This is a genomic window from Candidatus Ancaeobacter aquaticus, assembly GCA_030765405.1.
Classification (GTDB): Bacteria; Auribacterota; Ancaeobacteria; order Ancaeobacterales; family Ancaeobacteraceae; genus Ancaeobacter; species Ancaeobacter aquaticus.
Window position 1 is genome coordinate 17,511 of sequence record JAVCCP010000041.1, and the last position, 12,107, is coordinate 29,617.

Here is a 12,107-nt window from a genome sequence, read left to right on the forward strand (position 1 = left end):
TTATCCTTTGCCAGTCTCTCAGGACCAGCTTAAAAGGTTCAGTATCTATAATACACTCTACTGAGCTAATGTCAAGGGCAATTTATATTTTCTTATATTACAAAGAAAAAACTGTTTTAAACGTAGAGCTTTTCCTCTCTCAACACCTCTTTAATAGTTGGCACAGCGTCATTTATATCTACGAGTGTTGATTTTGAATCTTTTCTCATTTTTATTTCCACTTTACCGTCTTTAAAGCTATTTTTTCCCAAAATAAGCTTTACCGGATAGCCAATTAAGTCTGCATCTTTGAACTTTACACCGGGCGAGACCTGTCTATCGTCTATAACTACCTCTACCCCCTCCTGCAATAGATACTTATAAATCTCATCAGCTGCCTTAAACAGTTCCTCATCTTTACCTATAGGTAGAACAACAACCTCATATGGAGCTATTGTTGTCGGCCAGATAATGCCATTTTCATCATGGTTTTGCTCAATAATAGCTGCAACCGTACGCGAAACACCTATCCCATAGCACCCCATAACGATTTCTTTTTTTCTCCCGTCCTTATCTAAATACATTGCACCTAACGATTGACTGTATTTTGTGCCTAACTTAAAGACCTGCCCTACTTCAATACCTCTTTTAATCTCTAGCGTACCGGCACATTTTACACACTGATCACCTGTTTTTACCACACCAACATCAAAGTAGTCATCAACGACAAAATCACGCGGGTCATTAACATTTTTAAAATGTTTATCACGTTTATTTGCACCGGTTATAGCATTCGTGATCCCTTTGAGTGACATGTCAGCAATAATACGTATCTGCAATCCGACTGGTCCAGAAAAACCAAGCGGCGCACCGGTTACCTTCTCAATAGTCTCCGGATCAGCCAGAACAACATCATCTGACTGTAAAATCTGTTTTAGTTTAACCTCATTAACATCAACATCACCACGAATAATAACCGCTATCGGTTCACCGCCGACTACATAAATCAGTGTTTTGATAAATTTCACCGGAGCAGACTTAAAAAAGACCGTTAATTCTTCAACTGTTCTGAGATTAGGTGTATCAACCTCTTCCATATCAAGAACACTTTCATCTTCTATGCGTACAGAAGGAATCCTTTCTGCGAGTTCCGCATTTGCCGCGTATCCGCATTGCTCACAGAGTGCAATCCCATCTTCACCGCTTGGTGCAAGCACCATAAACTCATGAGAAATATTTCCGCCCATAACACCAGTATCAGCCTTAACAGGCACAGCCTTCAGTCCACAGCGTTTAAATATCGCTTCATATGATTTGAACATATAATGATATGTATTATCGGCACTTTCATCATCAACGTCAAATGAGTATCCGTCTTTCATGATAAATTCTTTTGCGCGGATCACACCAAAACGCGGTCGTATTTCATCACGAAACTTTGTTTGTATTTGATAAAAGTTTAACGGAAGCTGCTTGTATGAGTTCACTCTCCTCGACACAATATCAGTAATGATCTCTTCGTGTGTCGGGCCGAGAATAAATTCTTTGCCTTCACGATTTTTGCACTTCATCATCAAGTCACCCATAAGATCATACCTTCCGCTTCGATCCCATATTTCACGTGGCTGTAAAACAGGCATCATAAGCTCAATTGCGCCGGCACGATTAAGTTCTTCACGAATAATGCGTTTTACCTTTTCAATAACACGCAGTCCTAAAGGTAAATAGGTATAGAGACCAGATGAAAGTTTCTGTATACATCCTGCACGAATCATCAGCTTATGACTTGCTATTTCAGCATCTTGCGGGTCTTCTTTAATTGTCGGGAAGAAACCGGTTGTATATTTCATTTAAGCCGCTCCAATTCTTTTATAAATTCTGGGACCAAATCTTTTTCTTTAACTTTCTTGACCACTTTACCTTTACGAAAAATAACACCTACTCCTTTACCGCCGGCAATACCGATATCCGCCTCACGCGCTTCCCCTGGTCCATTTACCACGCATCCCATCACAGCAACTTCAATCGGACGAGTGTAACTAGCCATCACTTTATCTATCTTTTTGGCAAGCTCGATCAGGTTCACTTCTGACCTGCCACAGGTCGGACATGCTATTAGTGTAGGACCAAATTCACGTAAATTTAAACATTTTAATATCTCTTTTGCTACTTTCACTTCGTTTATCGGATCAGACGTAAGGCTCACTCGCACCGTATCGCCTATACCGTCCACGAGGAGCGCCCCGATACCTATTGAGGACTTTATTGTTCCGGCAAAAGGAAGTCCACTGGCAGTAACACCGACATGAAACGGATAATCACACTTTTTTGCAAGCACCCTGTATGCCATAACAATATCACGTACATTAGATGCCTTCAGTGATATCTTTATATTCTTAAATCGTTCTTTTTCGAAAATCTTTAAATACGACAAAACACTATTCACTAAATCTGAAGCACCTTTTGACAAACCTGCGATACGTTTTGAATTCTTTTTTACTGATCCCGAGTTTGCACCGATACGGATAGGAATACCTCTGGCTTTACATGTTTTAATAACGCTCACAACCTGCTCACGTTTATATATATTTCCCGGATTAAGACGTACACAATCCGCATATTTCGCGGCTTCTATTGCCAAACGCCAATCAAAATGAATATCAGCAACAAGAGGTATCGTAATACCTTTTTGGATAGCTTCTAATGCGCGGGCACTTTCCTTATCTTTTACGGTCACTCTTACGATCTCACAGCCCTGACGTTCCAATAACTTTATCTGAGCAACTGTTTTACGGACATCTTTTGTATCAGTCGTTGTCATAGACTGTATCGATATTGGCGCAGACCCGCCAATAGGAACCTTCCCAACCATTATCTTTTTTGTCTTTCTTCTCTTCATTAAGGAATCCCTAATAAAAAATTAAAAGTACCGAAGGTACAAAATGCAAACCACCAAAAACACAAAAAAAGTGCCGAAGACGCAAAATTAAAAGTGCCGAAGGCACCTAGAAGAATCTTTTTATATCGTTAAAGGTAACAAACACCATAAGAGCAATTAATACTGTCAGGCCCACACGCTGAGCAATGTCCATTGCCTTAAAACTTATTGGTTTACCTTTAACAAGCTCAAACGTGTAAAACATTATGTGTCCACCGTCAAGGACCGGTATAGGAAGCATATTAATAACCGCAAGACTCACGCTTAATACCGCCATAAAATTAAAGAGATTTAGTATTCCCTTCTTCGCGGTTTCACCAGCTAATTGCGCAATGAATATCGGACCCCCCATACTGCTTGCAGGCAATTGTCGTGTTGCAATCATCCAGATCCCCTTATAAGTAAGCCCTGTAAGCTGCACGGTATGAGTAACACCGTTTTTTATAGCCCCAAAAAATCCCCGCCGTTCTTTTACAACAACCATGGAAGGGGTAATGCCAATAACACCAATATTATGTTCTCTTCCAAAAATATCTTTTATATTTTCTGCACGAGGTATAATCGGTATAACCACTTCAGTTTCACGATCATTCACTTTTCTTGTCACAGTAAATGCAAGTTCTTTTCCCGCGTTTGGATAAATTAACTTTACTAACTCATCCCATTTTTTTACCGGAGTGCCATTAACCGCAATAATATTGTCATCTTGTAGAAGACCTGCAATTTGAGCGGGGTAATCTTTCTTAACGCTACCAACATTTGATGTTAAAACCGGCATGCCGACAAAGAATATTCCGGAAAATATAACACATGCAAGAACAACGTTCATAATCGGCCCAGCCGCAACAATTGCTATTCTCGCAAATGGTTTTTTTGCAAAAAAATCATATGGCTCAGACGTATCTTTTTTACCCGGCTCATCACCTGCCATTTTTACATACCCACCTAATGGTAACGCGCATATTAAATACTCTGTATGTCCCCGTTTAATACTCACGAGTTTAGGCCCAAACCCTAAAGAAAACTTTTCGACACGCACCCCATTTAGTTTAGCAACAATAAAATGTCCCAGTTCATGAATAAAGACAATAACACCTAAAACAAATATTAGTGAAATAACGTATACCATAACTCTCCTTTAAATATAATCTGCTTTTATAAAAATGGGTACAGCCCCCTTTTTAAAACTGTTTTTCGTTTTGAATCTGTAGTCTCTGGTCTGTGGTCTTGCTCATTTCTTTATTTTCTATATACGCATGAGCTTGTTTTCGCGCCCATGCATCAACTTCTAACACAACATCAACCGAGGTACAAGGAATAACTTCGTGAGCGTTCATCACTCCCTCAACGATATAAGGTATATCCATAAAACCGATTTGCCCATCAATAAATTTACTTACAGCTACTTCATTTGCCGCATTAAATACCGCGGGTAATGTCCCCCCTCCGCGAGCTGCCTTATAGGCAAGTTTTAAACCCGGAAATCTTTCGGTATCAGGCTCGTCAAATGACAATGTTTTTAACTGCGTAAAATCAAGGTACTGGGCAATATTATTTTCTCTACCCGGATAAGTCAGTGCATATTGTATAGGTATTTTCATATCCGGCACACTGAGCTGGGCAAGAACAGACCCATCAATATATTCTACCATCGAGTGGATAATGCTCTCTTTATGTATAACTACTTCTATTTTATCAATATCAATACCAAAAAGCCATAGTGCTTCAATAACCTCAAGCCCTTTGTTTATCAGGCCCGCCGAATCGATAGTGACCTTTTTTCCCATTGCCCATTTCGGATGATCAAGCACTTCATCAAGTGTTACCGTTTGCAATTTTTCTCGTGACGTATGCAGGAAAGGCCCCCCTGAAGCGGTAATAATAATCCGCCTTATCGTGTTTGGATCAACACCATCAAGACATTGAAATATTGCGCTGTGTTCACTATCAACAGGCAGTATTCGTGCCCCGGACAATTTGGCAGCATTCATGACAAGCTCACCCGCTATGACAAGCACTTCTTTGTTTGCAAGTGCAATATCAATACCTTGCTCGACTGCTTTCAGTGTCGGCACGAGTCCGGCACTACCAACGACAGCTGAAACGACCATGGTATTATTTTTGTGTGCGGCAACTTCACAAAGGCCTTTAAGTCCGCTTACCACATGTACATTTCCCGCAACCTTCTCTTTGAGAAGTTCTGCAGAAGACTCGTCCCACACAGCAACGATTTCAGGAGAAAACTCATCTATTTGGCGTGCCAATTCATCTACTGCACTTTTTGCGGCAAGACCCACAACCTTAAAACCAGGAGTTTTGCGAATAACCTCAAGGGTACTTTGACCTATTGAGCCAGTTGATCCGAGTATTGATATGTATTTCATAATTCACCATAAAGGTGTCAATTAACAAATATTTTTAAGTACAGATATATCACAGGCGCGCAAAAAAGAAGACCATCAATAAGATCCATCACCCCGCCCATACCGGGGATAAAATGACCCGAATCTTTCACTCCGGCATCTCTTTTTAAAATTGATTCAAAGAGATCACCAATTTGTGAAACAAAACCAATAATGAGTCCAAGATATAACACATGATGCCAGGCAAGGCCCTGAACAAAAAATAATTTTCCTAAAACAGCACCACATACCGCACCAACTATTCCGCCAATGGCACCTTCAACAGTTTTCTTAGGACTGATAACGGGTGCAAGTTTATGCCTGCCAAAAAGATTGCCGAAACCATAGGCAAAAATGTCAGAGAGATACACCATAACAAATATATAAAATATCAACCAGCCGCCACCATTAGGCTGCATATAATTTATTCGCATTAAAAAAGAGAAAAACCAGCTCACATAAAATACGGTACCAATTGATGCAAAAATCCCAAACATCGATCCCTCTATACCGTTTTTTATCCCGTATAATATTAGTAGCCCTACAAAAAACGCTAATATTACTAATGCAGAATAGTCATTAGGGATAAGGTTATGTATAGAAAAGAAAATAGACGATGAAAATACAATACCGGATGAGACAACATACAACTTAAATACAAAAACACCTTTCTTTTCAACCATGCTCAACACTTCATACATTCCAAAACCAACGAAAAGATTAGCCACAGTGAGAAGCAACCACGGCTGTGTATTGCTTGTCAGCAAGGTTACGGCAAAAAGAACCCCTAAAAACGCTGAACTTATCAATCTTTTTGCTAACATAAAAAACCTACATAAGTTAAAAGTTAAAAATATTGAAAATTATAATTTAAAAACAAAATAAATACTAATACTTAAACTGTACTTTTATTTCTTATCTTTATTAAGCCCGCCAAATCTTCGATCTCGCTGTTGATAGACATGTATCGCTTCAAGAAAATCATTTTCACGAAAATCAGGCCATAATGTTTTCGTAACATATAATTCAGTATACGATATTTGCCACAATAAAAAGTTACTCACCCTCATTTCACCGCTTGTACGAATAAGCAGTTCCGGATCAGGAATATTTTGTTTTCCTGTATATAAGCTCTGTGAAATCATCGCTTCATCTATATCTGTGGTCTTTATCTTTTTTTGCACGCATTGATCGGCAATGTCTTTTACCGCATCAACGATTTCCGGCCGCCCCCCATAGTTTAAGCACAACACCACCGTTAACTTATCATTGTCCTTTGTTGCTTGTTCTACATAATGTAGTTCACGCTGCACATCTTCTGGAAATTGTTCCGTCCTACCGATTGTTACAAGCCGCACATTATTATCAAGCATTTCCTTTAATTCCTGTTTTAAAAACTGTTTCAAAAGCTGCATGAGCGCTGCGATCTCCCTCTTTGGGCGCTTCCAATTATCAACAGAAAATGCATAAAGAGATAGGTATTTGACACCAATCTCACGACATGTTCGCACAACGGATCTAATCGAATCTGATCCTTCACGATGCCCTCTAACCCTCAAAAAACCCTTCGATGCGGCCCAGCGACCATTACCGTCCATAATAATAGCAATATGTTGGGGAGGGTTCTTAATGTCAATTTTTTCGAGCAGGCCAAGGGGCGTATTCTTTTTCATTATATTCTACCTATACAAAACGCAAGGCGATTCAATGAATCGCCTCACAACTCTCTTTACTTTATGTCCTCAATTATTCATCAAAAGACTGAATCGAGCAGCAGCGTTTCTCCACGTTCAGCACCAACCGATATTATCTTAATTTTAACACCGGCCAATTTCTCTATTCGAGCCAAATATTTTTGTGCATTAACAGGTAAATCTTCGTACCGTTTAACTTCGTTTGTGGATGTTTGCCATCCTTCGCACTCTTCATACACTGGCTCTGACTCATGTAACACATCTATATTAAGGGGGAAATCATAAATCATCTCACCCTTATATTTATATCCGGTACATATTTTTATTACCGGCAACTTGTCCAAAACATCCATCTTTGTTACCGCAAGGCTATCACAACCGTTGACACTAACCGCATGGCGAACAATAACAGCGTCAAACCATCCGCACCGTCGCGGCCGTTGTGTTGTTGCACCATATTCCAGACCTTCTTTTCTGATTTTTGCTGCTAAATCTTCAGGAAACTCAGTCGGAAACGGTCCTTCACCAACACGTGTTGTATACGCTTTTGCTATACCAATAACATTATCAATGCTTGTTGGCCCGACACCGGTACCGGTACAAGCACCGCCGGCAGTAGGATTCGATGAGGTTACAAAAGGATACGTACCAAAATCAACATCTAAGAGTGTTCCCTGAGCGCCTTCAAACAGGATATTTTTACCTTCTTTAATTGCACGATTAAGTAAAAGAGAAGTATTTGCGCTATACTTTCTTAATTTCTGGGCATAATCTGTATATGTCTCAAATATCTCATCAAAGGAGATTGGCTCCTCACCATATACTTTTTGAAGAACCAGATTTTTTTCCTCAAGATTAGCTTCAAGCTTTCTTTTAAATACGTCTTTATTGAGTAGATCACATAGCCTGATCCCTACACGAGAGAATTTATCCATATAGGCAGGTCCGATCCCCCGTCCAGTTGTGCCAATACGCAGAGAGCCCATTTTCTCTTCTTTAACAAGATCAAGCTTTCTATGATACGGAAAAATAATATGGCATGTTTCACTCACAAAAAGATTATTATCGATCGAGATGCCCTTTGTTGCCAATTCTTCAATTTCCTGTAAAAGCGCAAGCGGATCAACCACTACGCCATTACCGATCATGCATATTTTTCCTTTATGGAGTATTCCTGAAGGAATAAGATGGAGGATAAATTCTTCCGTACCGATCTTAACAGTATGCCCGGCATTATTACCGCCTTGAAAACGTATGACAACATCGGCTTTCTCAGTTAAAACATCTATGATCTTACCCTTACCTTCATCACCCCACTGCGCACCCACTAACACTAAATTTGGCATATTCTTCCTCACTCACGTTCAGCTAATTAATATCTTTAATCTCTATTATACGATAATTACATTTTCGTGCTATTCCAACAAAACAACTGTTGAGATTACTGTTTTTTGCCTACAAAAACAATCTATTTTTTATCAAATACTTCTTTTAACACTTCGTCTACACTCTTCACAAAAACATACTCAATATCATTTTTTACCTGCTTCGGCACAATATCAAGATCATTTTTGTTTGCCAGAGGCATGACTACTTTTTTAATATGTACCCTATGTGCCGCTATGGTCTTTTCCTTTACTCCTCCGATACGCAATATTTTTCCCATAAGAGTAAGCTCTCCGGTCATCGCGACATTCTTTTTCATGGGTTTTTTCAACAATGCTGACACAATAGAAACAGCAATAGCAGCACCTGCTGAAGGACCGTCTTTTGAAATAGCACCTTCCGGGATATGTATGTGCACATCAACTTTACGGTAAAAATCCTTTTCGACACCTAACTTTTTGGCAATAGACCGTATATAGGTCATCGCTGCCTGTGCGCTCTCTTTCATGACATCACCTAATTTACCGGTAAGAATCAATTTACCGCGCCCATCAACGATCGTTGACTCTACATATATAATATCACCACCGGTTGGTGTCCACGCTAAGCCTACGGCAACACCACAAGGCAGATTTTCGTCTACTTTGTTTTGCTGATATTTCGGGTTCCCCAAATATTTTTTCAGTGTCACACCTGATAGTGCTACTGATTTTTTGCTCTTTGACTCAACGATTTCTTTCGCTACTTTACGGGCAACTTTTGCAATCTGACGTTCAAGCCCGCGCACACCAGCTTCGGAAGTGTAATCACGAATAATATTCATGATCGCCTGATCATTAAACCGGAGACGTGTTTTACTCAAGCCGTTTTCCGTTATCTGTTTAGGGGCAAGATACTGTTTAGCGATATTCAGCTTATCGAACTCGGTATAGCTTGATATATCGATTATTTCCATACGATCACATAATGTTGGATGTATATTATCTATCACGTTCGCAGTCGTTATAAACATCACCTCAGATAAATCAAAATCGACTTCAAGAAAATGATCATTGAACATATTATTTTGTTCAGGATCAAGCACCTCTAGAAGCGCACTTGAAGGATCACCATGAAAATCTCTCGATAGCTTATCAATTTCATCAAGCAAAAAAACAGGATTTTTGTATTTTACTTTTCTTAAAGACTGAATAATCCTTCCGGGCAAAGCACCGACATAGGTTCTTCTATGTCCTCTGATCTCAGCTTCATCACGCACACCCCCTAATGATACTTTTACAAACTTACGCCCCAATGTGCGGGCAACTGATCGTGCAAGCGATGTTTTTCCTACTCCCGGGGGCCCAACAAAACAGATAATACTTCCCTTTGCATTGTTAGTCAGTTTTTTCACCGCTAGAAATTCAAGTATACGTTCCTTTGGATCTTCCAACCCATAATGATCTTCATTTAAAATCTTCTTTGCATGCCGCAGATCAAGATTATCTTTTGTTCGTTTATCCCAGGGAAGATCAAGTAATACATCAATATAGTTGCGCACAACCGTAAACTCCGGCGTAAACATATTCATACGAGACAAACGGTTGAGTTCTTTTAACGCTTTTTCTTCAACTTCTTTCGGCATACCGGCTTCAGCAATTCGGTTCTTTACCTCAGCGCCATCGCTCCCAAAACCAGGTTCTCTTCCAAGTTCTCGTTCAATCGCTTTTAACTGTTCATTGAGATAAAAATTCTTCTGGCTGTCTTCAATCTGTTTTTTAACTGAATCACTTAGTTTTTTTTCTATTCCTAATATTTCAAGTTCCAGCGTTAACAGTTCCATTAATTTTCTTAATCGTCCGGAAGATGACAGTAGTGAAAGAAGGTCCTGCTTATCCTGTATCTTAAATATCGCGTGCGCAGCAACAAAATCACTCAGTTTATCAGGGGTATCAGTTTCCTGGATAACACCGAGGATATCTTGAGGGATTTTTTGATTAAGCGTTACATACTGTTCAAAGAGATTCTTGACCGACCGGACAAGCGCCTCATTTTCTGTAGTCTTCTTTTCAGTTACGACAACATCTGATGTTCTAACCGAGAAATATTCTCTTAGATTGTGGTATTTCCGTATCCTTACGCGCCGCAGTCCTTCAGTCAAAAGCTTAATTGACCCATCAGGCAGTCTCATCGTCTGCAGTATGCGTGACAGGGTCCCAATCTCGTATATATCTTTCGGGGTAGGATCTTCTTGGTTAAACACTTTTTGTGTAGCAAATATAATAAGCTTGTTATCAAGCATTGCCTCTTCAACTGCTTTCACTGACCGTAATCTTCCGACAAGAACAGGGATAACGGTATTGGGGAAAACAACGATATCCTTAAGCGGTACAAGAGGAATGATTGCTTCTTTTACTTCTTTAACATCAGTATTATTTATATGTATACTCATTACTACGTTAAACCAATCACGCTGAGCGTTTTTTCTTTGATTCGACCATAAGGGGCGGTATTTTTCCTTCTACCGCTTCTTTTGTGATAACACATTTTTGCACATCTTTACGCGAAGGAACATCATACATAATATGCAGCATCATATCTTCCATTATCGAACGAAGCGCACGTGCACCCATACCTTTTGTAATCGCCTTTTCTACCAGTGCAGTCAATGCATCATCGGTAAACTCAAGGCCAACACCTTCTATTTCAAATAATTTTTTATATTGCTTAATTAAGGCATTTTTCGGTTGTGTGAGAATATGTATTAAATCCTCTTTAGTCAGTTCACCCAATGTAGCAACCACCGGGAATCGTCCAATAAACTCAGGTATTAATCCGAACTTTAAGAGATCTTCAGGTTCAACCATCTCGAGTACTTCGCCCACATTCTTTTTATCAATGCGGGTAAGATCAGTACCAAAACCCATTACTCTTTTACCTAAACGTCGCTTAATAATCTGAGGCAACTCGTTAAACGCACCACCACAGATAAAGAGAATGTGTGAGGTATCCACCTGTATAAATTCCTGATGAGGATGTTTCCTGCCACCTTTTGGCGGAACATTAGCAACTGTCCCCTCAACAAGCTTCAAAAGCGCTTGCTGCACTCCCTCACCCGACACGTCTCTGGTTATAGAAACATTATCAGTTGTTTTTGCTATCTTATCAATCTCATCTATATAGACAATACCGAGTTCAGCTTTTTTAGGATCATAATTAGCACTCTGCAAAAGTTTTAACACAACATTCTCAACATCTTCACCGACATAGCCTGCTTCAGTCAACGTTGTCGCATCAGCTATCGCAAACGGCACCTCAAGATACCTTGCCAGTGTCCGGGCAAGCAGTGTTTTCCCGGTTCCCGTTGGACCGACAAGAAGAATATTGCTTTTTTCTATTTCAACATCGCTTGTATCAACCGTACTATTAATACGTTTATAGTGGTTATGCACTGCAACCGCAAGACGCTTTTTTGCATGTTCCTGGCCGATAACATATTCATCAAGGAATTCTTTAACATTAACAGGTTTAGGAACAACAAACTCTTTACGGGGAGCCTCCGGCTCAACTACTTTCACCTTTTCTTTATCAAGGACATCTTTACACAAATGCACACAATCATTGCATATATAGACACCCGGTCCGGATATCAATTTATTGACTTCTTTTTGACCTTTACCGCAAAATGAACAGCGTGCAGAGTTTTTGTCATTAAATTTTGCCATTTTT

9 protein-coding genes are annotated in these 12,107 nt (G+C 39.7%); all 9 read right to left on the reverse strand.

The genetic code is table 11. From position 1 onward, the window contains the following. Nucleotides 1-116 precede the first annotated feature (116 nt). The 9 genes from P9M13_05100 to clpX all read right to left on the reverse strand — a co-directional run bounded on the left by P9M13_05100 (nucleotide 117) and on the right by clpX (nucleotide 12,103). Complete coding sequence (locus tag P9M13_05100) at nucleotides 117-1,829, reverse strand: proline--tRNA ligase (GenBank protein ID MDP8262662.1); 1,713 nt, start codon at nucleotides 1,827-1,829, stop codon at nucleotides 117-119. Further along, a complete protein-coding gene (gene ispG, locus P9M13_05105; GenBank protein MDP8262663.1) occupies nucleotides 1,826-2,878 on the reverse strand; it encodes a flavodoxin-dependent (E)-4-hydroxy-3-methylbut-2-enyl-diphosphate synthase in 1,053 nt (350 codons plus the stop codon). Before ispG ends, P9M13_05100 begins: the two co-directional genes overlap by 4 nt. A gap of 106 nt (nucleotides 2,879-2,984) precedes the next feature. Further along, nucleotides 2,985-4,046 (reverse strand): RIP metalloprotease RseP, encoded by a 1,062-nt coding sequence (gene rseP, locus P9M13_05110; protein ID MDP8262664.1) that lies wholly within the window; start codon nucleotides 4,044-4,046, stop codon nucleotides 2,985-2,987. A gap of 52 nt (nucleotides 4,047-4,098) precedes the next feature. Beyond that, nucleotides 4,099-5,301, reverse strand: a complete 1,203-nt coding sequence (locus tag P9M13_05115) for a 1-deoxy-D-xylulose-5-phosphate reductoisomerase (protein ID MDP8262665.1) — start codon at nucleotides 5,299-5,301, stop codon at nucleotides 4,099-4,101. 17 nt (nucleotides 5,302-5,318) lie between these two features. Next, nucleotides 5,319-6,143, reverse strand: coding sequence for a phosphatidate cytidylyltransferase (locus P9M13_05120; protein ID MDP8262666.1), 825 nt, complete (start codon nucleotides 6,141-6,143; stop codon nucleotides 5,319-5,321). A gap of 84 nt (nucleotides 6,144-6,227) precedes the next feature. Next, entirely contained in the window at nucleotides 6,228-6,992 is a 765-nt protein-coding gene (locus P9M13_05125) for an isoprenyl transferase (GenBank protein MDP8262667.1), read from the reverse strand. A gap of 80 nt (nucleotides 6,993-7,072) precedes the next feature. Beyond that, complete coding sequence (locus P9M13_05130; GenBank protein MDP8262668.1) at nucleotides 7,073-8,359, reverse strand: adenylosuccinate synthase; 1,287 nt, start codon at nucleotides 8,357-8,359, stop codon at nucleotides 7,073-7,075. A 122-nt stretch (nucleotides 8,360-8,481) separates the two neighbouring features. After that, nucleotides 8,482-10,830 carry an endopeptidase La gene (lon, locus tag P9M13_05135; GenBank protein MDP8262669.1) on the reverse strand — a complete coding sequence of 783 codons (2,349 nt, stop codon included), beginning with the start codon at nucleotides 10,828-10,830 and terminating at the stop codon, nucleotides 8,482-8,484. A 16-nt stretch (nucleotides 10,831-10,846) separates the two neighbouring features. Continuing rightward, nucleotides 10,847-12,103, reverse strand: coding sequence for an ATP-dependent Clp protease ATP-binding subunit ClpX (gene clpX, locus P9M13_05140; protein ID MDP8262670.1), 1,257 nt, complete (start codon nucleotides 12,101-12,103; stop codon nucleotides 10,847-10,849). Between the last annotated feature and the right edge of the window lie 4 nt (nucleotides 12,104-12,107).